This is a genomic window from Vibrio sp. 10N.239.312.D08, assembly GCF_041466145.1.
In the GTDB taxonomy this organism is placed as follows: Bacteria; Pseudomonadota; Gammaproteobacteria; order Enterobacterales; family Vibrionaceae; genus Vibrio; species Vibrio crassostreae_C.
In genome coordinates, this window is sequence record NZ_JBFSSD010000010.1 from 69,450 (window position 1) to 94,586 (window position 25,137).

At 46.2% G+C, this 25,137-nt stretch carries 23 protein-coding genes; 9 read left to right on the plus strand and 14 right to left on the minus strand.

Features of this window, described 5'->3' with window-relative positions; all coding sequences use genetic code 11:
• The first annotated feature begins 153 nt into the window (after positions 1–153).
• Together AB6D58_RS07715 and AB6D58_RS07720 are read left to right on the plus strand one after the other, a co-directional pair.
• The gene (locus tag AB6D58_RS07715; RefSeq protein ID WP_017061157.1) at positions 154–501 is read left to right on the plus strand and encodes a 5-carboxymethyl-2-hydroxymuconate Delta-isomerase; all 348 of its coding nucleotides are present in this window, start codon (positions 154–156) and stop codon (positions 499–501) included.
• A 45-nt stretch (positions 502–546) separates the two neighbouring features.
• Positions 547–975, plus strand: a complete 429-nt coding sequence (locus AB6D58_RS07720) for a DUF805 domain-containing protein (RefSeq protein ID WP_372128622.1) — start codon at positions 547–549, stop codon at positions 973–975.
• A 61-nt stretch (positions 976–1,036) separates the two neighbouring features.
• Here the strand turns inward: AB6D58_RS07720 and AB6D58_RS07725 are convergent, their stop codons facing one another.
• The 3 genes from AB6D58_RS07725 to glpX all read right to left on the minus strand — a co-directional run bounded on the left by AB6D58_RS07725 (position 1,037) and on the right by glpX (position 3,333).
• Positions 1,037–1,384 (minus strand): DUF3135 domain-containing protein, encoded by a 348-nt coding sequence (locus AB6D58_RS07725; RefSeq protein ID WP_017061155.1) that lies wholly within the window; start codon positions 1,382–1,384, stop codon positions 1,037–1,039.
• A 122-nt stretch (positions 1,385–1,506) separates the two neighbouring features.
• Positions 1,507–2,127 carry a metalloregulator ArsR/SmtB family transcription factor gene (locus AB6D58_RS07730; RefSeq protein ID WP_017063674.1) on the minus strand — a complete coding sequence of 207 codons (621 nt, stop codon included), beginning with the start codon at positions 2,125–2,127 and terminating at the stop codon, positions 1,507–1,509.
• A 198-nt stretch (positions 2,128–2,325) separates the two neighbouring features.
• Entirely contained in the window at positions 2,326–3,333 is a 1,008-nt protein-coding gene (gene glpX, locus AB6D58_RS07735; protein ID WP_017061153.1) for a class II fructose-bisphosphatase, read from the minus strand.
• Between the two features lie 324 nt (positions 3,334–3,657).
• Between glpX and zapB the strand changes: the two genes are divergently transcribed.
• Positions 3,658–3,900 (plus strand): cell division protein ZapB, encoded by a 243-nt coding sequence (gene zapB, locus AB6D58_RS07740; protein WP_008219652.1) that lies wholly within the window; start codon positions 3,658–3,660, stop codon positions 3,898–3,900.
• A gap of 97 nt (positions 3,901–3,997) precedes the next feature.
• On the opposite strand, the gene rraA is transcribed toward zapB, so the two are convergent.
• The 4 genes from rraA to hslV all read right to left on the minus strand — a co-directional run bounded on the left by rraA (position 3,998) and on the right by hslV (position 7,610).
• A complete protein-coding gene (rraA, locus tag AB6D58_RS07745; RefSeq protein ID WP_017071322.1) occupies positions 3,998–4,516 on the minus strand; it encodes a ribonuclease E activity regulator RraA in 519 nt (172 codons plus the stop codon).
• A gap of 73 nt (positions 4,517–4,589) precedes the next feature.
• The gene (locus AB6D58_RS07750; protein ID WP_017061151.1) at positions 4,590–5,507 is read right to left on the minus strand and encodes a 1,4-dihydroxy-2-naphthoate polyprenyltransferase; all 918 of its coding nucleotides are present in this window, start codon (positions 5,505–5,507) and stop codon (positions 4,590–4,592) included.
• 155 nt (positions 5,508–5,662) lie between these two features.
• A complete protein-coding gene (gene hslU / locus AB6D58_RS07755; RefSeq protein WP_137001064.1) occupies positions 5,663–7,003 on the minus strand; it encodes an HslU--HslV peptidase ATPase subunit in 1,341 nt (446 codons plus the stop codon).
• Positions 7,004–7,061: 58 nt separating this feature from the next.
• Positions 7,062–7,610 carry an ATP-dependent protease subunit HslV gene (gene hslV / locus AB6D58_RS07760; protein WP_004729692.1) on the minus strand — a complete coding sequence of 183 codons (549 nt, stop codon included), beginning with the start codon at positions 7,608–7,610 and terminating at the stop codon, positions 7,062–7,064.
• A 298-nt stretch (positions 7,611–7,908) separates the two neighbouring features.
• On the opposite strand from hslV, the gene AB6D58_RS07765 reads away from it, so the two are divergent.
• On the plus strand, positions 7,909–8,169 hold the full coding sequence (locus AB6D58_RS07765) for a hypothetical protein (protein WP_017061149.1): 261 nt from the start codon (positions 7,909–7,911) through the stop codon (positions 8,167–8,169).
• A 108-nt stretch (positions 8,170–8,277) separates the two neighbouring features.
• On the opposite strand, the gene AB6D58_RS07770 is transcribed toward AB6D58_RS07765, so the two are convergent.
• From AB6D58_RS07770 to priA, 3 genes are all read right to left on the minus strand, one after another.
• Positions 8,278–8,817, minus strand: a complete 540-nt coding sequence (locus tag AB6D58_RS07770) for an SPOR domain-containing protein (RefSeq protein ID WP_372131950.1) — start codon at positions 8,815–8,817, stop codon at positions 8,278–8,280.
• A gap of 122 nt (positions 8,818–8,939) precedes the next feature.
• Positions 8,940–9,944, minus strand: coding sequence for a DNA-binding transcriptional regulator CytR (cytR, locus tag AB6D58_RS07775; RefSeq protein ID WP_102393044.1), 1,005 nt, complete (start codon positions 9,942–9,944; stop codon positions 8,940–8,942).
• A 240-nt stretch (positions 9,945–10,184) separates the two neighbouring features.
• Positions 10,185–12,386, minus strand: coding sequence for a primosomal protein N' (priA, locus tag AB6D58_RS07780; protein ID WP_372131952.1), 2,202 nt, complete (start codon positions 12,384–12,386; stop codon positions 10,185–10,187).
• Between the two features lie 331 nt (positions 12,387–12,717).
• Between priA and rpmE the strand changes: the two genes are divergently transcribed.
• Positions 12,718–12,936: a 50S ribosomal protein L31 gene (gene rpmE / locus AB6D58_RS07785; protein ID WP_004737142.1), complete on the plus strand. Its 219-nt coding sequence runs from the start codon at positions 12,718–12,720 to the stop codon at positions 12,934–12,936.
• 333 nt (positions 12,937–13,269) lie between these two features.
• Positions 13,270–14,559, plus strand: a complete 1,290-nt coding sequence (locus tag AB6D58_RS07790) for a malic enzyme-like NAD(P)-binding protein (protein WP_372131954.1) — start codon at positions 13,270–13,272, stop codon at positions 14,557–14,559.
• A gap of 166 nt (positions 14,560–14,725) precedes the next feature.
• Here the strand turns inward: AB6D58_RS07790 and metJ are convergent, their stop codons facing one another.
• Positions 14,726–15,046: a met regulon transcriptional regulator MetJ gene (metJ, locus tag AB6D58_RS07795; protein ID WP_004415993.1), complete on the minus strand. Its 321-nt coding sequence runs from the start codon at positions 15,044–15,046 to the stop codon at positions 14,726–14,728.
• A 208-nt stretch (positions 15,047–15,254) separates the two neighbouring features.
• On the opposite strand from metJ, the gene AB6D58_RS07800 reads away from it, so the two are divergent.
• The 3 genes from AB6D58_RS07800 (at position 15,255) to metF (ending at position 20,047) form a co-directional block, all read left to right on the plus strand.
• On the plus strand, positions 15,255–16,436 hold the full coding sequence (locus tag AB6D58_RS07800) for an O-succinylhomoserine (thiol)-lyase (RefSeq protein WP_017063681.1): 1,182 nt from the start codon (positions 15,255–15,257) through the stop codon (positions 16,434–16,436).
• Between the two features lie 2 nt (positions 16,437–16,438).
• The gene (locus AB6D58_RS07805) at positions 16,439–18,850 is read left to right on the plus strand and encodes a bifunctional aspartate kinase/homoserine dehydrogenase II (RefSeq protein ID WP_372122100.1); all 2,412 of its coding nucleotides are present in this window, start codon (positions 16,439–16,441) and stop codon (positions 18,848–18,850) included.
• A 297-nt stretch (positions 18,851–19,147) separates the two neighbouring features.
• Complete coding sequence (gene metF, locus AB6D58_RS07810; protein ID WP_229647419.1) at positions 19,148–20,047, plus strand: methylenetetrahydrofolate reductase; 900 nt, start codon at positions 19,148–19,150, stop codon at positions 20,045–20,047.
• A gap of 138 nt (positions 20,048–20,185) precedes the next feature.
• Here metF and AB6D58_RS07815 read toward each other — a convergent pair whose 3' ends face one another.
• From AB6D58_RS07815 to argE, 3 genes are all read right to left on the minus strand, one after another.
• The gene (locus AB6D58_RS07815) at positions 20,186–20,725 is read right to left on the minus strand and encodes a PadR family transcriptional regulator (protein WP_017061141.1); all 540 of its coding nucleotides are present in this window, start codon (positions 20,723–20,725) and stop codon (positions 20,186–20,188) included.
• A gap of 373 nt (positions 20,726–21,098) precedes the next feature.
• Positions 21,099–23,735: a phosphoenolpyruvate carboxylase gene (gene ppc, locus AB6D58_RS07820; RefSeq protein ID WP_372111371.1), complete on the minus strand. Its 2,637-nt coding sequence runs from the start codon at positions 23,733–23,735 to the stop codon at positions 21,099–21,101.
• 252 nt (positions 23,736–23,987) lie between these two features.
• Positions 23,988–25,124: an acetylornithine deacetylase gene (gene argE, locus AB6D58_RS07825; RefSeq protein WP_009848891.1), complete on the minus strand. Its 1,137-nt coding sequence runs from the start codon at positions 25,122–25,124 to the stop codon at positions 23,988–23,990.
• Positions 25,125–25,137: the final 13 nt, after the last annotated feature.

The window sequence follows — 25,137 nt, forward strand, 5'->3', positions numbered from 1 at the left end:
GGTCATGACTTTCTTGGATCTTACTCAATGGTCAGAGTAGATTTTGAGCATATATCAGTGATCCGGCAGACAGAATAATAGCTAACTTCTCGGATTTTTCATCGTTAGTTGTTATTAAGGGACAAACGATTGCGTTAACAACAGGAAGTAACAATGCCGAATCTAGTTCTAGAGTACTCCAATTCAGTGGATGAGCGAGTAAATATCCAAGGCTTACTGGAAGATCTCCACCAAGTCGCTCTCACATGTGGCTTGTTTGATGTGCCGTCAGTGAAGTCTCGTTCACTGCGTTGCCATAATTGGTTGGTCGGTGATGAGGAAGATAGTGTAGACTTTATTCATATCAGCTTTGAGTTACTTTCGGGACGAACGGAAGAGCAAAAGCGAGAATTGTCACGATCGTTAATGCAGATCCTGCAAGAACAAGCGAGTCATGTAAGAAGCTTAACGGTGAATATTCGTGATATGGATAAAAGTTGCTTTCAAAAAGTAATAAACTAACCATTGCTGCTGACTTTTAGCGGCGTATAAATTTGAGTATTTAAGATGTCGATGAAAGAATTACTGCTCTCTTTCAAGGGGAGAATTGGTCGTAAGACTTACTGGATTTGGAATGTTTTCTACTACATAGCGATTACCGGTTTTGCTTCAGGTATCTCTGTGTTGTTCCCTGCTTACTCTTATATCCTGCTACCAATCATCCTATTGATGCTTGTGATCCCAGACCTTGCGGTAACCGCTAAGCGCTGGCACGACCGCAATAAGTCTAATTACTGGCTACTATTGAATGTGCCATTAGTATTGGGTCGTTTAGCTTCGCCAATGGTTGCAACGACGACAGAGTCGGTATCGCCAATTCATATGGCGGCAACCGTCGCGGCATTAGTGTGTGGTTTCTGGATTCTGATTGAGTGTGGTTTGTTGAAAGGTACAGAAGGCCGTAATGACTACGGCGAAGACCCATGTGAATATTGAACAGCGAACCAATAAGAAGGGGGCATTACGCTCCCTTTTTCTTTTTAGTGCTTTGCTAATTTCAGTACATTTTAGGTTCGGTATTCGGCTTAAAAGGCACGACATTTTCAGGCAGAGATTCTTCAAAGCCGCAGCGCCCTTCGAGTGCATCTTGGAACTTACAGACCTGACAGCGCAGCTCTTGCATGAGTACGACATTGGCGTGGTGTGGGTTTTTACAACGGCTAACCACTAAGTCGATGTGACTTTGCTGCGCACGAAGTCGGTCTTGCATCACGTCTGAAGCCGAACAAATCATCTGTTCGCACATCTCGTGTTTGAATTGATTGAATGCTTTCGGGTCGCTTTTCGCGAGTTGGACAAGTTCATCAAAGGGTGGCAGTTTTTGAGCGGGTTGTGGATGCGCCATCATTCCTTCCTTAGCATTAAGCGTGTTTCATATGCTCTAAGCTTAAGAAAGAAATCTGTACAAATTTTAATCTATTTGTATTTTCTCAATATTGAGACGGTATTAGCCGATTACCTTTGCAATCAAAGGGCGGGTGTTAAGGTGTAAGTGCAGCGTCGTTCGCCAGCAATGATGTGCTCTGTACGGCTCACGTGACACTCATCTTTTAGTAACTCAGTAAACACGTTGAGCTCAGATTGGCACAGGCTAGGGCAGCGAGTTGCAGCCTTACAGATAGGGCAGTGGTTCTCAATCAAGATGTAGTGATCATCATGTTCTTGAAGCTCAGCCATGTAGCCTTCGTCTTCACGAAGCTGGGTGAGTTTTTTAAGCTTGCTGATGAGTGAATCACAGCCAGACAGCGCAGTTTGATACTGCTTAAGAGTGTGTTGTTCACGCTCGGCAGCAACCTTAGCCAGCCCTTCTTTACCAAATAGATTCTCGACAGCATCAATCACTTGAATAGTGAGTTCACCATGTCGGTCTGAAAATTGGTTATGACCTTGTTGAGTCAGGGACCAGTGGCGAGTCGGGCGACCCACTTTCACTTTCACATCATGAAACGCAAGAATACCGTCATCTTCCAGGCTTTGCAGATGTTGCCTTGCCCCCATTGTCGTCATGCCAAATTCTTCTGACAGTTGTTTCGCGGTTACCGCGCCTTGACGCTTAATGGTCTGTAAGATTCTGTCGCTTGTTTTCATACTATCCCTACCTAATGAACCTTACTATTATGAGGCAAGGTGTTTATAAAGCAAACCATTTACTATATTGATGATAATTTACTCTATAGATAGCGTTTTACTCTATTGGCTGCCATGGTCAGATTCTGGTGCGCTAATAAAACAAAAGGCTGATACTAGGTATCAGCCTTGGAATATTCTGTTTCACCGAATTTAGGCTTACAGGATATGACCTACTACTTCTGGATCTTTACGCTCTAGGTAGTGGATAGATTTGATGCGGCGAATTGTACGGCAGCGGCCACGGATAAGCAGGGTTTCTGTGGTTGCGATATTACCTTGACGAGAAATACCTTCTAGCAAGTCACCCTTAGTGATGCCTGTTGCTGAGAATACAACGTTGTCGCTGCGTGCCATGTCTTCCATCTTCAATACGATACCCGCCGTTACGCCCATTTCTGCGCAGCGCTCAAGTTCAAGTTCACCGTGCTTGCGGTTCTCTTCTGTGTCGCCTTTCACTTCGTGGCGAGGTAGAAGACGACCGTGCATGTCGCCGTCGAGTGCGCGAATTACCGCCGCCGAGACCACACCTTCAGGTGCGCCGCCGATGCAGTACATGACGTCTACTTCACTGTCTGGCATACAGGTTAAGATAGAAGCCGCAACATCACCGTCTGGAACAGCAAATACACGAACGCCCATTGCTTGCATGTCGGCGATGACTTGATCATGACGAGGCTTAGCAAGCGTGGTTACGACTAGAGTATCAAGTGTTTTACCTAGTGCTTTAGCGATGTTTTCTAGGTTTTCTGTTAGTGGCAGTTCTAGGTCAATCACGCCTTTAGCGCCAGGGCCAACAACCAACTTTTCCATGTACATATCAGGCGCTTTAAGGAAGCTGCCTTTTTCGCCCGCAGCCAATACAGCCAATGCATTTGATTGGCCCATTGCTGTCATGCGTGTCCCTTCAATTGGGTCAACTGCGATGTCGACAGCGTCGCCGCCCACACCTACGTTTTCGCCGATGTATAGCATAGGTGCATCATCGATTTCACCTTCGCCGATAACAATCTCACCGCTAATTTCGGTTTTGTTTAATAGGCTACGCATTACTTCTACAGCAGCGCCATCTGCAGCGTTTTTATCGCCACGGCCAAGCCACTTGTAACCAGCTAGTGCTGCACCTTCTGTGACACGAGAGAATGACATTGCTAAATCGCGTTTCATGCGGACTCCAAAATTTTCAAAGGGGGAATAGAAATTTCGCGGCGAATTTTACCATATCCAAAAGGAAACGTTTGCCTTTTTGTTTTTTGGAGATTGCTCTCGATCAATTCGCAGTGGAAAACAGTTATTATTCATCAAAATAATCGGTTTGCCGTTGTGGCGGTAATCGTTCACGTCAATATTCGGTAAAAAGCGCTGTTTTTTTCATCGAATGGCGCAAAATATCGAATATATTGAGTGTTTATCCTTGCTCTGCTGAGTAGAATGGGGAAATAAGTGGAGTGAACCTTCACCATCAAACGGATAACTTAAAGGTAGGCCAGAATGTCTTTTGAAGTACTAGAGCAGCTAGAAGCAAAAATTCAAACAGCAGTAGATACAATTGCACTTCTTCAAATGGAAGTGGAAGAGCTTAAAGAAGAGAAACAAGCACTAGCAACAGAAGCTGGTGAGCTTAAAGCAAGCCGTCACGAGCTAGAGCAAAAAACTCAGCAAATGCAGGAAGAGCATTCAGCATGGCAAGATCGCATCCGTAACCTTCTTGGTAAAATGGATGAAGTAGAGTAATCGACTCTTCAGATTTAAAAAAACGCCCGCTACTCAGTAGCGGGCGTTTTTGTTTGTGTTCTTATGATTTGTTTTATTATTTGAAGCTGAGTGAGAGTTACTCGACCTCTTCTTCCTCGACATCCAAATCGAGTTCTACATCTAGAGGTTCGGCAGAAAGAATGATGCCAGTGTTGTCTGCGTAGAGGTAATCTTCAGGTAAGAAGGTCACGCTGCCAAAGTTCACTGGAACGTCTAATTCACCGACACCTTCTTGGCTCGCACCAACAGGGATAGAAGCCAAGGCTTGGATACCTAGGTTCATGTCTTCAAGCTCATCGACTTCACGAACGCACCCGTAAACCACAATCCCTTCCCACTCATTGTCTTCGGCAAGTAGGGCTATCTCAGCATCGATCAGCGCTTTACGTAGTGAGCCGCCCCCATCGATTAACAACACACGCCCCAGACCGTCTTGCTCTAGTACAGAGCGAATCAAAGCGTTGTCTTCAAAACACTTTAATGTCGTGATCTGTCCTGCGAAGGATGCACGTCCACCGAAGTTGCTGAACATTGGCTCCACGACATCAACTTGATCCAAATATATGTCGCACAGTGCTGAAGTGTTGTATTCCATTAGTATACCTTTTGAACAATGAGCTTACTTTGAGTATATCGGCGCTTGATCCCTTTGCAATGATTAGTCTCATTTAACTCAATAGAGTTTGAGCTACGACAACCCCTGCAAACAATAGGTTAGTGACCAGTGAGCATTTCACAATCACGGGCATCATTGGTGCAATTTGCGCTGGCTTTTCGGTTTCCCAAACGGCTTTGCCATGCTTGTAAACAATAATAATGCTCAGCAAAAACGGCAGGCTGATCCAGACCGGCTTTTCTTGAATAAGCAGGTAGATAGCGAAAGACGCAAGGGCGAGGCCAAGCAGAGCAAAATGATAGTGTTTGGCTTTGCGTTGTCCTAGGCGAACCGCCATGGTGCGCTTACCACATTCGCTGTCGTTTTCGATATCACGCATGTTGTTGATATTGAGTACCGCAACCGCCATCAAGCCACAGCCCAATGCCGGAAGGAATAGGCTTGGTTCAACATGGCCAGTGTGCAAGAAGTAAGTCCCTGAAACACCTAATAAACCGAAGAAGATAAATACCGATAAGTCGCCAAGGCCAATATAGCCATAAGGCTTATTACCGACGGTATAAGCGATGGCAGCAACAATGGCTAATATGCCTAACGCAATGAAAGATAAGATACTTTCAATCGAGGTTAAGGCATGAAAAATAAGAATCAGCCCAGCGACCATAGTAAACACGATGTTGAGGATGATCGCTTGCTTCATGGTTTTCGCTGTTACCGCGCCAGATTGCATGGCACGTGTTGGCCCCAGACGATTTTCGTTGTCTGTGCCTTTTACGGCGTCGCCATAGTCATTGGCTAGGTTCGATAAAATCTGTAATAGGGTGGCGGTTAAAAATGCCAGTAGGGCTATCGATAAAGAAAACTGACCACCGGCGAACGCTAAACTACTTCCTGTAAGAATAGAGACAAGTGCGAGAGGCAGAGTTTTTGGTCGTGCGGCATCAAGCCAGATCAGTAGAGATTGTTTCATCGTAGGTCTAATTCTTTGTAAGTCTTCGTTTCATACTGTGATTTGAGTATACGCCCATTTTTCGGGTAATAAAAAGCCCACTCGAAAGTGGGCCTTGAATTCGCTTATTAGCTGCTATTTCTTTGAGATAGAGCAATAAGTTAGAGTTTGGTGTGCTACAGGATGAAGCGGCTTAGGTCTTCGTCTTCAACGAATTCGCCAAGTTTCGATGTTACGTAAGCTTCATCAATCACTAGCTTGCTGCCAGCTTTGTCTGTTGCTTCGAATGAAATCTCATCCATTAGACGCTCCATCACTGTGTGTAGACGACGCGCACCGATGTTCTCAGTGGTTTCGTTTACGCGCCATGCTGCGTCCGCAATCTGGTTGATGCCATCTTCAGTGAACTCAATGTTGACATCTTCTGTTTTCATTAGGGCAATGTATTGCTCTGTTAGAGATGCTTTTGGCTCAGTTAGGATGCGTTTGAAGTCATGTGCTGATAGTGCTTCAAGTTCTACGCGGATTGGTAGACGACCTTGTAGCTCAGGGATCAGGTCAGATGGCTTAGCCACTTGGAATGCGCCTGATGTGATAAACAAGATGTGGTCAGTTTTAACCATACCGTGCTTGGTTGATACTGTGCTGCCTTCGATAAGAGGCAGTAGGTCACGCTGAACACCTTCGCGAGATACATCTGGGCCTGAACTGTCGCCACGCTTACAGATTTTGTCGATCTCATCGATGAATACGATGCCGTTGTTTTCAGCGTTGAAGATCGCGTTCTCTTTCAGCTCTTCTTGGTTCACAAGCTTCGCAGCTTCTTCTTCCGTCAGTGCTTTGAATGCGTCTTTGATTTTCATCTTACGCTTTTTCTTGGTGTCGCCCGCTAGGTTTTGGAACATGCCTTGCAGCTGGTTTGTCATCTCTTCCATGCCTGGAGGTGACATGATTTCAACGCCCATTTGCGGTGCGGCTACATCAACTTCAATCTCTTTGTCATCTAGCTTACCTTCACGCAGTTTCTTGCGGAAAATCTGACGAGTGTTTGAAGAGGTTGTCTCTTCAGTTGATTGCTCGTTCTGACCCCAAGCATCACGCGCTGGTGGTAGAAGGGCATCAAGAATGCGTTCTTCAGCTTGTTCTTCAGCGCGGTATTGTACTTTTTCCATCGCTTGTTGGTGCGTCATCTTGATCGCAACGTCCGTTAGATCACGGATGATGGTTTCAACTTCTTTACCAACGTAACCCACTTCGGTGAACTTAGTCGCTTCTACCTTGATGAAAGGCGCGTTTGCTAATTTCGCTAGGCGGCGAGCGATTTCAGTTTTACCTACACCCGTTGGGCCAATCATCAGGATGTTTTTTGGCGATACTTCAACACGTAGGCTTTCTTCAAGCTGCATACGGCGCCAGCGGTTACGAAGAGCGATAGCCACTGAGCGCTTAGCGTTGTCTTGGCCGATAATGTGGCGATTGAGTTCGTGAACAATTTCGCGAGGAGTCATCTCAGACATGGTTTTTCCTTAATTCTTTAATCACTGTTGAATACAACGTTATTGATGGAAGCGGTCGTTACTCTGGCTTTGGCAGCTCAACGGTGCTTTCTAGTTCTTCAATAGTGTGGTGATGGTTGGTGAAGACACAGATGTCGCCTGCAATGTTCAGCGACTTTTCTGCGATTTCACGCGCATCTAAATCAGTATTTTCTAATAGTGCAGTAGCGGCTGCTTGAGCGAAGTTTCCGCCCGAACCGATCGCAATCAGGTCGTTCTCAGGTTGAACTACGTCACCGTTACCTGTGATGATCAGTGAAGCGGTCTCATCCGCTACTGCTAACAGTGCTTCTAACTTACGTAGAGCACGGTCGCTACGCCAATCCTTCGCTAGCTCAACTGCCGCTTTGGTGAGATGGCCTTGGTGCATTTGCAGCTTGCTTTCAAATTTTTCGAATAGCGTGAAAGCATCAGCCGTACCGCCAGCAAAACCGGCCAGTACTTTGTTGTTGTATAGGCGACGTACTTTACGGGCGTTGCCCTTCATTACTGTATTGCCCAGAGATACTTGTCCATCACCCGCGATGACGACTTTATTATTACGACGTACAGATACAATGGTAGTCACGAGTCGACCTCTTTTGATTATTATTTATGGTTACTACTTATATGTGGCTCCACTATCATGAATTCAAGTGCCACTTTTAATGGTATGTCATATCAAAAAAACTAAATGTTACCAGTTGTTTCAAGCATCCATTACCTGTTGAGCCTATGTGTGGCAAGGGTTGGTGGGTTAATAGTTTGTGATAAATATAAAAAAAGATAAAACAAATTTCTAACGTGAAATGGTTAACACTTTTTGTTTGATTTATAAGGAATGATGTTCACTAATCAGTGGTATTCACTACATAAGGAGTAGTGTGATGAATAGTGACAATATCAGTTTTTTTAATAGAGATATGGATCTGGATGAGCTGTCTATACTGCATCATCTGATGTATCAGGAGGCGGGCGAGTGTTCAACAGAACATCTAAAAAACTCGGTCAACGTTTTTCTTAAACGTCCATTTCCTAACGTTTTAGCGCACTTGGATTTTTTTGGTTACATCGAGATAAATAAGGAGCAGGTCTACCTGACTGACTTTGGGCTTGAGTACTACGAACAAGTACCTCAGTTTCGTTAAAACGCACTCTTTTGATTAACATACTGGTATTGCTTGTGCGATGAACTATTGAACGCTTTCAAACAGCAATAGGGGGAATCCTCTTCCCCCTATTATATATTGAGTTGATTAAGACCCGTCTTTCCAAATAGCGCAAGGTTCAATTTTCGCTCGTTGCAGCTTATGGCGATCGCGTTCTGCGTCACGCTTCAACTTGTATGGCCCTAAAACCACACGGTACCAGCTACTGCCATCTTTCTTGCGGATCTCACTTGAGATACCTTGGAAGGCAATATCCAACTTACGCGTTTCTGCCTGCGACGAGGTTTTGTAAGCGCCACACTGCATGATGTAAGGGATCTTAGAGATCTGTTGCTCTTTGGCTTTTACTTCAATCTCGCGGCTTGGCAGCGTTTCAACGTAGTCCCACTTCTCTTCAGGAGGCGGCGGAATCACTTTCGCTGGTTTTGGCTTAGGTTTTGGTTTGGTTGCCACAGGCGTTGGTGCAGGCGGCTCAGGATCATTACTCAATAGGTAAAGTCCGTAACCAAAACCACCGGCAAGGAGGATCGCCAAAAGACCACTGCGCCAAGGTTTACGGCGAGGGGCTTGTTTTTTGGTCGGTTTTTTCGTGCCACGACCGCGCTTTACATAATCTCTATTAGCCACAAGACAATTCAATAGTTGCTGATTCTGCCCTCATGGTAATCCAGATTGCGCGAGGATAATAGTGCAGAAATGGAAGCGGCACATCAAAATGTGCCGCAGATTTATAAGGGTATTTCTAAGGGTTATATTCGAGGTGGCGCTGTACTGCCTCGAACCACTAATTTAGCTTCAAGCAGACGCGAACCTGCTTGCACATCGTTGCCTTTTAATAGATCAAGCATCATCAACATCGCTTGGCGTCCAATCTCATAACGAGGCTGAGAAATGGTGGTTAGCGGTGGATCGCAGTATTGAGCGAATTGGATGTCATCGAAGCCGACAATCGATAGGTCTTGAGGAACGCGCAAGCCCAGCTTCTTCGTTTCTTGAATCGCACCAATCGCCATCGCATCGTTGTGACAGAAGATAGCTGTAGGTTGTTCAGGAAGTGCCAGTAATTGACGAACCGCTTGAGCGCCCGCTTCAAAGGTGAAGTCACCGACCGTGCTATAGGCTGGATTCATTGAGACTCCGGCGCGACGCAGCGCTTGCTGGTAGCCTTGTTGGCGGAACTTACACAGTGTTGCCGATACTGGTCCTGAAATTTGAGCAATACGCTTATGACCTAACTGAGCTAGGTAGTTCACCGCTTCAAAGGCAGAGGTCAGGTTATCGATGTGTACCGTAGGCAGTTCAAGCTCAGGGGCAAACTCACACGCCATCACCATTGGTGGTAAATTCTTTTGTTCAGATTTACTGACATCAAATGGATGGTCAGTGCCAAGCAATAGCATACCGTCAGCTTGTTTGGTGAAAACTAAGTTAACAAACGAAGACTCACGCTTCTTTTGTTGGCCGCTATCACCCAGTAAGACAAGGTAGTCATTTTCTACTGCGGCATCTTCGATACCACGAATGATCTCGGCGAAATAAGGGTCACAGATATCAGGAACGATAGTGATGATGGTTTTTGATTCGTTGCGACGTAAGTTTCTAGCTAATGTATTGGGTGAGTATCCAGCTTCAAGTACTGCTGTTTCCACTCGTTTACGAGTCGAAACTGAGACTTTCTCAGGGTTCATCAATGCACGTGATACCGTGGCTGTTGAGACGCCTGCTAGCTGGGCAACATCCTTCATTGTCGCCATAAATTAAACCCTCTTTTAAGTTCCTTTGTCGCCTAAGTATCTAAGGCGTGAATAATAAATGTAATCGAATAGATATTATGAAAGTGTTGCTAACACTTTTTTTATTGCAATATTTTATTCGTTTAATCCGTGTAAAGTTACGGCTAGATTAACAAAAATCACATGACTCGTGTGAACTTGCTCACGAGAAATATGAAATATTTGTGAACAAACTTATCATTAGTTTTAACCCGAAGGGGTTTAGCTCAGATCTTGCGGCTCAATATCGAGTGACCAACGGACTTTTTTCGCAGCAGGTAACATATTGATGGCCGGCTTGGCACTCATTAATAGCTTCTGCATTAACGAGCGCGTCTGAGTTTGTAAGATTAACTGCCAGCGAGATTTGCCCGCTCGTTTTGCTAACGGAGCCGGGGTTGGCCCTAACACCATGCAATATTGGTCAAACAGCGGGTGCGATTCCAATGTGTGACGAACCTGACGCAAGAACTCTTCCACCAAGCGAGTGTCATTGGCTTCTGCTCTAAACAGCGTCATAAAGGTATAGGGCGGTAACATTGCCTGCTTACGTTCTGCTAGCGCCGTCTGAGCAAAGTGGTTATAGTCTTTGTGTAGCAAGGCTTGCAACAACCCATGTTCTGGGTGGTGAGTCTGTAAGATCACTTCACCGGGTTTGCTTGCTCGTCCTGCGCGTCCCGCTACTTGGATGAATAGCTGCGCAAGACGTTCAGAGGCACGGAAGTCACTACTATATAAAGAGCCATCCACATCCAATAACGCCACAAGTGTCACGTCAGGGAAATGGTGACCCTTAGCAAGCATCTGCGTGCCGATAAGAATTTGGAATTCACCCTTACGAATCGACTCGAGCGCGCTTTCTAAGCTGCCTTTACGGCGGGTGCTGTCGCGGTCAATACGAATGGTTTTGTATTCCGGGAATAGTTGACCAAGTTGAGCTTCTAACTGCTCGGTCCCGACACCCACTGTCACTAAGTTTGCAGATCCACAGCCTTGGCAATTGTGCACGATATGCTGCTGAGAACCACAGTGGTGGCAGCGCATCTCATTGCTGTATTGGTGATAGGTGTAGTAAGCATCGCAACGTTTACACTCGGCCGTCCAACCACAATCGTGACACATTAATGCCGGAGAAAACCCTCGACGATTGAGGAACAGCATCACTTGGTTGCCAGCTTTGAGGTGTCTTTGCATCTCTGCAATTAACGACGCAGACAAACCACTTTCTAGATATTCACCTTTAACATCCAACACCTTATTGGTGGTCGGCAGTGCGACACCCGCACGTGAAGTCAGGGTGAGATAACTGTATTTGCCGATCTGAGCGTTGTGCAGGGTTTCGAAGGCTGGCGTTGCTGAGCCTAATACTACTGGAATCTGCGCTTTGTGCGCACGCATGATCGCCACATCTCTCGCATGGTAGCGCAGGCTATCTTGTTGTTTGTAAGAGGCGTCGTGCTCTTCATCGACAATAATAATGCCCAAATCTGCAAACGGTGTGAACAAAGCCGAACGGGTACCAATCACAATGCCTGCAATCTTATCGCGAGCCGATAGCCAAGCGTTCAGTCGCTCTGAATCGTTTAAACCAGAGTGGATAACCTCAACAGGCACATTAAAGCGTCGCTTAAAGCGGTTAATGGTTTGCGGTGTTAGGCCGATCTCTGGCACTAGCACTAACGCTTGTTTACCTTGGTCAAGAATCGGCTTAATCATATTCAGGTAGACCTCGGTCTTACCTGAACCTGTGACACCTTCGAGAAGGAAGCAACCAAAGTTGTTTTGACTATTTACTGTTGCAATCGCTATGGCTTGCTCTTCATTGAGCTTAGGTTTGTCTTGGTCGTTTTCGAGCTCGGCAGGCCAAGGTTGGCGCTTCGGCTTTTTCTCAACCGATTCAATCCAGCCTTTTTCTTCTAGCGTCTTGAGTACGGCGCTAGCCACTTCTTCATCAATGAACTCTTGATGAGGTACCGGGCCGTGCTCAAGCATGTGCATCACTTTGGCTTGCTTAACGGCGCGACCAAATCCTTGCATCAGTTGGTCGCGGCCTGATGGCGTTAACTGCCATTCGACGAGTGTTGCGAAGTCTGCTGCTTTGCCTTTGCGTAAAGCACTCGGTAGCGCATTAGCAAAGGTTTCGCCGAGTGGGTATTGATAGAACTGACTGCACCAGGTTAATAGTGAGTAGACAGATTCAGGCCAAACAGGTTGGTTATCCAATAGCGCTTTTATTGGCTTGAGCTTATCTAACTCGAATTCTGATTCGTTAACTAGAGCCGTGACAATCCCAGTTAAGGTTTGTCGTCCAAAAGGCACAGAGACTCGACCACCAATAATCGGGAATAGGTGGTTTGGAATCTTGTAATCGAACTGCTTGTCGAGTGGAACAGGCAGCGCCACACGGGCAATCATTGGACGCATAAAGGGACGGCTTTATCTGAATTGACGAGAGCGAACAGTCTAAAGGATAAGGCGGTTAAATTCGAGAAGCAGTTTGAATGTGATGTGGCAGAGAAGCGGGTGAGGTTGGGGCCAAGCCAAGAATCACAGTCAGCAAAGGAAATAATGCCGATATTGGCGAAAAATGTATCAAATCAGTTGATCCTACTTCACAGATTCATTACTATACTGCGCCTTAAAGGTATGGCTTCGTCGCGCTTTAGTGATGAGCGGTGTCTTTATTTCTTTTTTAAACTACGTGTGGTGTGCGGCTTAGAATCGTATAGCGACACGGCCTACTTGAGGTTATCCCATGAAAGCTGGAATCCACCCAGAATACAAAGCAGTTACTGCTACTTGTTCTTGCGGCAACACTTTTGAGTTCAACTCAACGCTAGCAAAAGAATCAATCCACCTAGACGTATGTGACAAATGTCACCCGTTCTACACTGGTAAGCAACGTATCGTAGATACAGGCGGCCGTGTTGATCGCTTCAACAAGCGTTTCGGTGCTCTTTCTAGCAAGAAGTAATTCTCGCTATTTAGACATAAAGAGGACACTTCGGTGTCCTTTTTTGTTGCCTGAAATCCGATAAAATACAAACTTTCCCTTCAAGCTTTCACTCTCTTCAACAATAAGCCGCTTAACTGAATATTATCGGGTCATTCTTGGCTTATCGCTCACCACTGTAAATCCGCACGAAAGTTCAACAAGCGATAGTAATTTCAACTGCTCACTGGTCTTATTAGTAGTGAAATCTCGTTTTTTAATGAGACAGAGGCTTTTACCACCTAGGAACTTTGAAGTACATCCATTAACATGAACAAGATCCCCCAAATAATAATATCCTAGGAACCTACACCTATGTCTGAAGACAGCCGCCAAGATCAATCCTCTCAAGAATTATCACCTCAAGAACAATTCCGTCAGCAAGCTCTTGATTATCATGAGTTCCCAATTCCAGGCAAAATTGCCGTAGAACTGACGAAGCCTGCAAACTCTGCAGAAGACCTAGCACTTGCATACAGCCCAGGCGTGGCTGAGCCTGTTCGCGAGATCGCACAGAACGTTGATAACGTTTATAAGTACACAGGTAAAGGCAACATGGTTGCAGTTATCTCTAACGGTACAGCGATTCTTGGCCTAGGTAACCTTGGCCCTATTGCTTCTAAACCTGTTATGGAAGGCAAAGCGCTCCTGTTTAAGCGTTTTGCTGGTTTAGATTCTATCGATATTGAAGTAAAACACCGCACAATCGATGAGTTCGTTGATACAGTTGCGAATATCGCAGATACATTCGGCGGTATTAACCTGGAAGACATCAAAGCACCAGACTGTTTTGAGATTGAACGTCGCCTGATTGAACGTTGTGATGTTCCGGTATTCCACGATGACCAACACGGTACTGCGATTGTAACGGCAGCGGGTATGCTGAATGCGATCGAGCTTCAAGGTAAGAAACTTGAAGAGTGTAAGATCGTTTGTTTAGGTGCTGGCGCAGCGGCGGTTGCTTGTATGGAACTACTGATTAAGTGTGGCGCTCAGCGTGAAAAAATCTACATGCTTGACCGTAAAGGTGTGATCCATACTCGTCGTGATGACCTAAACGAATACAAAGAGCTGTTCGCAAATAACACTGATAAGCGTACGCTTGAAGATGTTATCGAAGGCGCTGACCTGTTCTTGGGTGTATCGGGGCCGAATCTACTGCCTGCTGAAGCACTAACGCTGATGGCTGATAAGCCTGTTGTGTTTGCATGTTCAAACCCAGATCCAGAGATCAAGCCTGAGCTTGCACACGAAGTTCGTTCTGACCTAATCATGGGTACAGGCCGCAGTGATTACCCTAACCAAGTAAACAACGTACTTTGTTTCCCATTCATTTTCCGTGGTGCACTAGACGTGCGTGCGAGCGAAATTAATGACGAAATGAAGCTAGCGGCGGTTAAAGCGATTCGTGAACTGGCGAAAGAAGAAGTTCCAGCTGAAGTACTAGCAGCTGCGGGCGAGACTGCACTGGAGTTCGGTAAGGGTTACATCATTCCTAAGCCAATGGACCCACGTCTACTTCCTCGCGTAGCACGAGCAGTTGCGGAAGCGGCTGTTGAATCTGGCGTAGCTCGTATCGAGATGCCTGCTAACTATATGGCTTAATAGCTGTTGCTCTATTGAGCCAAAAAGAATAATAAAAAACCGACTCATCTGGAGTCGGTTTTTTTATGTCTATCATTCACAGCGCAATCATAAAAAGCTATGCGCGATGTGATAAATAAGGTTCAGCTAGAGCGAATCAATAATGAAGGCAGTGACTGAGTTGTTTTTATTCTTCGTCAAACGCTTCGAACTCGATACCCATCTCTGTCATCAGCTTTTTCACTTCAGCAGGAATATCGTCTGGGCGGTCTTTACGAAGGTCTTCATCCGTTGGTAGTGGTTGGCCTGTGTACGCATGTAGAAAGGCTTCGCACAGTAGCTCACTGTTTGTTGCATGGCGTAGGTTATTAATCTGGCGGCGAGTACGCTCGTCAGTAAGAACCTTTAACACTTTTAGAGGGATAGAAACTGTAATTTTCTTTACTTGTTCGCTTTTCTTTCCATGCTCAGCATATGGGCTTATGTATTCACCATTCCAGTCGGCCATTGCGTACCTTCATCACTTTAGTTGTTAGAATAAATTAATAGTGGTGATTTTAGCGGGATTTACTGCCATAAGCAAAGACATATAGACGTCTAGAAGTGTTGACGTCTCACGTTTATGAAAGTAAAGTGAATAACATATATCTAACACAGCCGCAAAATGCCGACAAGCCGCTGTGATTCTCAGACGCAAAACTTGTAAGGAAGCACCTATGAGCAGCCGGAAGCCAGCAACAATCGCAGTACGTACTGGTATCGAGTCAGACACGCAACACCATGCCGTTGTCCCACCCATTTATCTTTCGACTAACTATGGGTTTCCCGCTTTTGGTGAAGTGCCAAAGTACGATTACACCCGTTCTGGTAACCCAAACCGCGGTTTATTAGAGACGGCACTGTTTGAGCTTGAATCAGGCAAAGGCGCGGTTGTGACTAACTGTGGTACTTCGGCGCTTAACTTATGGGTTTCGGCTTTCTTAGGCGGCGATGATCTTATTATTGCACCGCACGATTGCTACGGCGGTACTTACCGTCTGTTTAACACTCGCTCGCTAAAAGGTGACTTCAAAGTTCTGTTCGTTGATCAATCGGATCAAGCAGCGCTGGATGCGGCGCTCGCGCTTAAGCCAAAGTTGATCTTAATTGAAACCCCATCGAATCCACTGGTTCGCGTGGTTGATATTGCAGAAACTTGCCGTAAAGCGAAAGAGGTTGGTGCTCTGGTTGCTGTCGACAACACGTTTTTGACACCTGTGTTCCAAAAGCCTTTAGAGCTGGGTGCTGATTTTGTTATCCACTCAACCACTAAGTACATCAATGGACACTCAGATGTTATTGGTGGCGTTGTGGTCACTAAGACAGAAGAACACGCTGAAGAGTTAGCATGGTGGGGCAACTGTATTGGTGCGACCGGCACACCATTTGATAGCTACATGACTTTACGTGGTATTCGTACGCTAGGTGCGCGTATGCGTGTTCACGAAGAGAGTTCACGTGAAATTCTGGCGTCTCTACAGCAACAAGATCTCGTCGGCACTATTTACCACCCAAGCCTTCCTGAACATCCGGGTCATGATATCGCGAAGAAACAGCAATCGGGCTTTGGTTCCATGCTCAGCTTTGAGTTTGCGGGCTCATTCGAGGCGCTTAAATACTTTGTTGATAAGTTAGAGCTGTTCTCTTTGGCAGAATCATTGGGCGGTGTTGAAAGTCTGATTTGTCACCCTGCGTCGATGACTCACCGCGCGATGGGTGAAGAAGCCTTAGCAGAAGCGGGTGTTTCTCAGCAACTACTGCGTCTATCTGTTGGCCTTGAAGATGCAGAAGACCTAATCGATGACCTCAAGCAAGCGTTTGAAAGAACACAGCGCTTTATCGCTGAAGGGGAGGGTTAATAATGGCAACCTTTCGCCAGCTACATAAATTTGGTGGCAGCAGTTTAGCGAATCCTGAATGTTACCAACGCGTGGTCAACATTCTTAGAGAATACTCATCAGCATCTGATTTGGTGGTGGTATCGGCAGCAGGCAAAACAACCAACCGTTTGATTGAATTTGTTGAAGCGCTCGACAAAGATGGTCGTATTGCCCATGAATGCCTACAAGCACTTCGTCAGTTCCAACTCGATCTGATTGAAGCACTGCTTGAGGGTGAATCAGCCGCACAACTTACTTCAACCATTCAACAAGAATTTACCGCTTTGGGTGAGCTAACGGCTCCCTTGAGCGAAGCACAAAAAGCAAAAGTGCTTGGACACGGTGAGGTTTGGTCTTCACGTCTACTCGCGGCTTTGTTGTGCCAGCATGATTTACAAGCCGTTGCTCAAGATGCGCGTGCTTTTTTACGTGCAGAAGTGGGCGCTCAGCCTGAAGTCGACCGCGCACGTTCTTACCCTCTGATCAAAGAAGCCTTGGCGCAGCATGCACATTGCCGCGTGGTGATTACGGGCTTTATGGCTCAGAACTGCGAGGGTGAAACGGTATTGCTTGGCCGTAACGGTTCGGATTACTCAGCAACCGTGATTGGTGCTTTGGCTGAAGTTGAACGCGTGACGATTTGGAGTGATGTGGCAGGCGTTTACAGCGCTGACCCTCGTCTGGTTTCAGATGCGTGTCTATTGCCTCTACTTCGCCTTGATGAAGCCAGCGAATTGGCTCGTCTTGCCGCTCCAGTGCTTCACAGCCGAACGCTACAGCCTGTGGCTCAAAGTGCTATGGATCTCAGCTTACGCTGCAGCTATCAGCCGGAGGCGGGCTCTACACAGATCGAGCGTGTACTGGCATCGGGTCGTGGCGCAAAAATCATTACCTCTTTGGATGAAGTGCTTATCGTGCAACTGACCTTTGGTCACGGCCATGATTTCGACCGTCTAGAGAGTGAAGTGCTTGAAGGGCTTAAGCGTGCTCAACTTGAGCCGCTTGCTTATGAGCTTGAACCGGATCAACACTGTTTGCGTCTTGCCTACACAGAAGAGATCGCTGGTGGTGCATTAGAATATCTCCAAGACCATGCGATTGAAGCGGAAATTAAGCTAAAAGAAGGTTTCTCTCTGATTGCTGCAGTGGGTGCAGGTGTGACTAAGAACCCGAACCATTGCTACGGTTTCTACCAGCAGCTTAAGAGCTCGCCGGTTGAGTTCATCTCAGAAGCGAACTCTGGCTTAAGCTTGGTGGCTGTGATTCGTAAGAGTGAAACATCAAGCCTAGTGAAAGGCATTCACTCTCAATTGTTCCAAGCGCAGAAGCGTGTTGCGATTGCCTTGTGTGGTAAGGGCAACATTGGTTCAAGCTGGTTAAGCCTGTTTGCTGAGCAAAAAGCGGAACTTGAAAAGCGCCGTGGAATGAACTTTGAATTGGTTGCCGTGGTTGATAGCCAAACCTATTGGTTCGACGATCAAGGCATTGATGCGACTTCGGTAGGTAAGCGCTTTGACGACGAAGCTATTGCTAACAATGGTAACGACTGGTTAGAGCGTTTGGGCTCTATTCAAGGTTATGACGAAGCAGTGGTTCTGGATGTGACTGCGAGCCCAGTGCTTGCAGCAAAGTATCTGCAAATCGCACAACAAGGTATTCACCTAATCTCGGCGAACAAGGTGGCAGGTTCTGCATCGAGCGAGTATTACCATCAAGTACAAGATGCTTTCGCTAAGATCAGCCGTCATTGGTTGTACAACGCGACAGTGGGTGCTGGATTGCCGATTAACCACACGGTACGTGACCTACGTGAAAGTGGCGATGACATCATTGCGTTGTCTGGCATTTTCTCGGGCACGTTGTCTTGGTTGTTCCAACAGTTTGATGGCACCGTGCCGTTCAGCGAGTTGGTTGACTTAGCATGGCAACAAGGCCTTACGGAACCTGACCCTCGTGCTGACCTAGATGGCTCAGACGTGATGCGTAAGCTGGTGATTCTGGCGCGTGAATCTGGTTTGGATATCGAACCTGAAAACGTAAAAGTGGAATCACTGGTACCTGAAGAGTTGCAAGACCTGTCGGTAGATGACTTCTTTGATAAGGCTTCTGTGCTAAGCGAAGAGTTGGCGGAGCGCTTAGAGAAAGCGCACTCTCAACAGAAGGTTCTGCGTTACGTAGCGCGTTTAGAGAAGAATGGTAAGGCAACCGTAGGTGTTGAAGCCCTATCTAAAGAACACGCTCTAGCGAACTTGCTGCCTTGCGATAACATCTTTGCGATTGAGAGCAAATGGTACAAAGATAATCCGTTGGTTATTCGTGGCCCAGGTGCCGGTCGTGAAGTAACGGCAGGTGCAATTCAATCTGATCTAAACAGAATGTCTAGTCTGTTCTGATACTCATATCGGTTGGTTTGAAACTCAGATCAATTGTTTTAGTACGTAAATGGCATACTATTCACTAAGATAAATAAGGCTGAAAGCACGATGTGTTTTTCAGCCTTTTTTCTACATTATTTCTGCTTTGCGACCCATCTAACGACTTGAGTTTTACTCACGATCTACTTGAGAAAAATTCATAATGGATCTGTTGACATTAAATCGTATTCAATACATTCTACAGACATATAGACGTCTAAACGTCGTTTAAGGATTTGAGTTTTTAGTGGTTGCTTTTGCCACAGGGAGAGTAAGATGGGATACACACACGCTAGTCATATCGACGCTTTAAATCAGAATATCGCTGAGCTTTCTGACAACATCAATGTGTCATTTGAGTTTTTTCCACCGAGCAGTGAGAAGATGGAAGAGACCCTGTGGAACTCTGTTCACCGTCTTAAAACACTTCAACCAAAATTTGTATCGGTAACTTACGGTGCAAACTCGGGCGAACGTGACCGTACCCACTCAATCATTAAAGAAATTAAAAACCAAACTGGCCTAGTGGCTGCACCGCACTTAACGTGTATTGATGCGAGTCGCGAAGAGCTGATTCAAATTGCCGACGATTACTGGGCAAATGGTATCGAGAGTATTGTTGCGCTGCGTGGTGACATTCCAGCAGGCGGCGGCGCGCCAGAGATGTACGCATGTGATTTGGTTGAGCTACTTAAATCTCGCCACGATTTTGATATCTCAGTAGCGGCATTCCCTGAGGTTCACCCTGAAGCAAAAAGCGCTCAATCTGACCTTATTAACCTTAAGCGTAAAGTGGATGCGGGTGCTAACCGTGCAATCACTCAGTTCTTCTTTGATGTAGAAAGCTACCTACGTTTCCGTGACCGTTGTGTTGCGGCTGGTGTGGATGTTGAGATTGTACCGGGCATCTTACCGGTTTCTAACTTCAAGCAAGCATCTCGCTTTGCAGCGATGAACAACGTAAAAGTACCTGGCTGGATGGCGAAGCAGTTCGAAGGTTTGGATGATGATCCAACCACTCGTCAGTTAGTAGGTGCTAGCCAAGCGATTGATATGGTTCGTACGCTGAGCCGTGAAGGTGTGAAAGATTTCCACTTCTACACGCTAAATCGTGCAGAAATGACTTACGCACTTTGCCATACGCTAGGTGTTCGTCCACAAGTCGCTGCGCTTTAAGCAAAGTCTAAGAAGTAAAGCCTAAGCACTTGTAAAAAGCCTCTGGCAGTAACATTTCAAATCCTATAGATACAAAAAAGGCTTAGACTCATAGAGTTCAAGCCTTTTGCTTTTCTAGCTTCTAGCTTCTAGCTTAACTTAAGCTAGAGCGCCAAGTTCAAGCAGTACTTCTTCAGCCCATACAATCCATGCTTCACGGATAAGTAGGTTACGACGAAGTGTTAGACGCTCAAGGCGTGCTTGCTTGTCTAGTGTTGATGGCGTTGCGTAGTAAGCTGCTTCGATTTCACGGTAGTGAGAAACCAGTTTGCGAGACTCTTCTACTAGCTCAGCAAGTTGTACACGGTAAGCGTCAGAAGGTTGTACAGCACAAGCCATTAGCTTAGCTGAGAACTCGTCACGAACGGTTGGGTGTGCAGTTGGTTGTTCAAACCATTCACCTAGCGCGCCACGGCCAGCATCAGTGATAGAGTAAACTTTACGATCAGGTTTGCCTTCTTGAGGCTCAAGCACGCAAGTTACCTGGTCGTTCTGAGCCATTTTATTTAGCTCGCGGTAAACTTGTTGATGGCTAGCTTTCCAGAAGTAACCAATGCTTGCGGAGAATTCTTTTGTGATATCGTAACCAGTAGCATCGCGTGTACTTAAAACGGTTAGAATTACGTGTGGTAATGACATGTCTGAAATCCAAATGGTAAACAGTAAACAAATACTTAAACAACAAGTGTGCTTCTAATGGCACGTTATATTGGTTATGTCTAAGTAGCACCAACTCATCGGTTGGTTATGTCACCTTACAAAGCCGTTTATCACCTAGGTTGACCAGTTTATTGGTCAAGTTGCTGCAGATTATTTTTTTGGAGTGCTTCCGCAGCGGAGCAGTAGTATATCTAAATAATAAGCATAAAGTAGAATACATGGACAAAATAACCCAAAAAACTGACAAAATACTTATTAGTGGTTATCTTGCAAAATAAAAAGGTCGCACGTGGCGACCTTTTGTTCTTTTTTTAGATATAAATGCTGATCAGGTTATAGTAGGAATCACTAATTAACCAGTGTTTCGCATACCTGCTGCAATGCCTGCAATCGTCACCATTAGCGCTTCTTCAAGCTCTGCTGGTGGTGTTTCACACTTACGAGTACGGTAAAGCAGTTCAGCTTGAAGCATGTTTAGTGGCTCAACGTAGATGTTACGTAGGCGGATTGACTCAAGTCCCCAAGGGTCGCTCTGCATTAGGTTCTCGTTGTTCTCAACATTTAGCACGGCTTTGATGTCTTTTTGCAGCTGTTCACGCAGTAACTCACCTAATGGTAATAGCTCTTCGTCAACAAGGCGTTGGTCGTAGTACTTAGCGATTTCCATGTTGCACTTCGAGTACACCATTTCCAACATACCGAGACGGGTAGAGAAGAACGGCCACTCGCGACACATCTCTTCGAGCAGGGCTTGATGGCCTTGATCTACAGAGTACTGAATCGCTTCACCAGCGCCTAACCATGCAGGCAGTACCAAACGGTTTTGGCTCCAAGAGAAGATCCATGGAATCGCACGTAGGCTTTCTACGCCGCCGTTCGGGTTACGTTTCGCAGGGCGAGAGCCAAGAGGCAGTTTACCTAGCTCCAGTTCAGGTGTCGCTTGACGGAAGTAAGGTACGAATTTCTCTTCGCCACGAACCACGTTGCGGTAAGCCTCACAAGATACTTGAGATAGCACTTCCATTAGGTCGCGCCACTCTTGTTTTGGCTCAGGTGGCGGCAGAAGGTTCGCCTCTAGAATCGCGCTTGCGTAAAGGTTGAAGCTGTTTACAGCAACGTCTGGTAAGCCAAGTTTAAAGCGGATCATTTCGCCTTGCTCTGTTACACGTAAACCGCCTTTCAAGCTCTTAGGTGGCTGAGAAAGAAGAGCAGCGTGCGCCGGAGCACCACCACGACCAACCGTACCGCCACGACCGTGGAATAGAGTCAGTTCAATGCCTTCTTCATCACAAACCTTAACCAGTTTGTCCATTGCATCGTATTGAGCCCAACCTGCAGACATTACGCCCGCATCTTTCGCTGAGTCAGAGTATCCGATCATCACCATTTGGTGATTCTGGATAAAGCCACGGTACAAGTCGATGCTCATTAGCTGTTTCATCACTGCTTCTGAGTTGTTCAAGTCGTCTAGCGTTTCGAACAGTGGACACACGTCCATGCGATACGGGCAACCACACTCTTGCAGCAGCAAGTGAACAGCCAGTACATCCGATGCAGTACGAGCCATAGAAATCACGTAAGCGCCGAAGGCTTCACGAGGTTGAGCAGCGATGACCTTACAGGTGTCTAAAACCTCTTTAACCTGTTCAGATGGCTCCCAATCACGAGGAAGTAGTGGGCGCTTAGAGCTTAATTCATTGGTTAAGAAAGCAATCTTGTCTTGCTCGCTCCACTGGTCGTAGTCGCCAATGCCTAGGTAGCGAGTCAGTTCAGACAGCACATCTGAGTGACGTGTACTTTCTTGACGAACATCGAGACGCACTAGGTGTACACCGAATGCTTTTAGGCGGCGCAAGGTATCAAGTAGAGAACCGTCTGCGATTACGCCCATGCCACATTCGTGCAGCGATTGGTAACACGCGTAAAGCGGTGTCCAAAGTTGCTCGATGTTCTGTAGTGTTTCTTTCTTCGGTACTTCAGCATCATGCAGTTTTGCATCGAGCACTTCTAACGTGTTGTTCAGCAGAGTACGTAGGCTCTTTAGGATTGCTCGGTAAGCTTCATGCTCATCACCCGCTAGTTCACGAACGGCATCATTACACTTAGTCATCGATAGTTCGGTAATCAGCTCGTTTACGTCACCTAGGTAAAGGTCAGCGGCTTTCCAGCGAGATAGGCGCAGTACTTCTTTGGTGATGGTGTGCGTTACGAATGGGTTACCATCGCGATCACCGCCCATCCAAGATGAGAAGTGTACCGGGCGCGCATCAATTGGTAGACCTTCACCAAGGTAGCCTTTTAGTCGGCCGTCCATTTCACGTAGGAAATCTGGTACAGCTTCCCAAAGTGAGTTTTCAACAACCGCAAAGCCCCATTTCGCTTCATCAAGTGGCGTAGGGCGTTGCTGACGAATCACATCTGAGTGCCAACCTTGAGCGATAAGTTGCTCTAGGCGACGTTCTGTTTTCACGCGCTCTTTGTGTGATAGGTCGCTTAATTCTAATTTAGACAGACACTCGTTGATCTTAACCAATTTGTTGATCATGGTGCGACGAGTGATTTCTGTTGGGTGTGCAGTCAGAACGAGTTCAATGTTCAGGTCGCGAACGGCTTGAGCCGCATCTAGCTTGCTGATGTCATTCTGGTTTAATTTGGAAAATAGAGATTGCAGCACGTCTGGTTCGCAAACATGCTCCTCACAGTGGCGAGAGATGGTGTGGTACTGCTCTGCCATGTTGGTGAGGTTGAGAAATTGGTTAAATGCACGAGCAACAGGAGTGAGTTGTTCGTTCGGCAGGTTTTTGATTTCTTCAACTAGGCTGTCACGGTCAGCTTTGTTGCCTGCGCGGGCGGATTTGGAAAGTTTACGGATAGTCTCCACTTTCTCTAAGATAACGTCACCATGTGCATCTTGGATTGTGTTACCTAGCAAGCGTCCCAGCATGCTTACGTTACTCTTGAGAGCGGCGTATTTCTCGTTCATTGTCATCCTGCCTCGTAAAAAAATTACATCCATTGTTCCTTGTTAAGTACACAATCTAGCGAAAAGTGCTGTATCTAGTCAAATAAAGCATTCTAAGTTTGCAATTATTAGTTTTCGAAATGCGGGAGAAGTAAATTTCCCAATAGTTCGGAATTAAAGTGAAATTTAATTACAAGATCAGGCTGTGTCTGGGATAACAGAATAAAAGCCACCTTTTCGGGTAGCTTTTATACGAAAATATTGGAAGAAAAGTAATAACTAGAAACAATATTTGCGGATCGACTTACTCAGAACATCAATCGTTGGATCGATAAAATCGAAGCTTAGGAACTCATCTGGTTGGTGAGCTTGGTCGATTGAGCCTGGACCCAGCACTAAGGTTGGGCAAAGTTCTTGAAGGAAAGGTGCTTCTGTACAGTAGTTCACGGTTTGTGATTCAGTTTCGCAAACTGATTCCATGCCACCGATAAATGGATGGTCATGTTGGCACTCGTAACCCGGGATAGGTTCGTGCAGTGGCGTAATCTCAATTCTGCCCGGCCATTTTGCTTCTACTTCTTTGAGTGCGCTGCGCAGCATGTTATCCAAACCATCTAAGCTGATACCCGGTAAAGGACGTACATCGTAGTGCAGCTCACAGCAACCACAGATACGGTTCGCGCTGTCGCCACCGTGAATATGGCCAAGGTTTAGAGTGGGGCTTGGAATTGCGAAACCCGGGTGGTGATACTCTTTGACTAGCTTGTCACGCAGTTGCATTAAAGCGAACAACACTTCATGCATGATCTCGATGGCGTTGACACCTAATGCAGGATCAGAAGAGTGACCTGATTTACCCGTTACTCGCACAGCGTTAGCAACATGGCCTTTATGGCCACGAATCGGCACAAGGCTGGTTGGCTCACCAATAATGCAGTAATCCGGTTTAAACGGTGCATTTTCAGTGAAATGACGCGCACCCAGCATGGTGGTCTCTTCGTCACAGGTTGCCAATACATATAGCGGCTTGGTCTGTTTGCTCCAATCCATCTTCTTTGCCGCTTCATAAACGAAAGCGAAAAAGCCTTTCATATCGGCTGTGCCTAATCCATAGAAGCGATTGTTGTGTTCTGTTAGTGCGTGAGGGTCGAAGTTCCAACGTCCTTCATCAAATGGCACTGTGTCGCTGTGTCCTGCGAGTAGCAAGCCACCTTCGCCCGATCCCATCTTAGCGACCATATTATGCTTGCCGGGTTCGACTTCCACGACTTCAACGCTAAAGCCTACGTCTTTAAACCATTGAGCCATTTTTTCGATCACTTTCTCGTTGCCATGATCCCAGCTTGGATCGGTCGAGCTAATAGAGTCTGTGGAAATTAGGCCTTTGTAGACCTCAAGAAAACTCGGTAATTGCATAATAACTTCACTT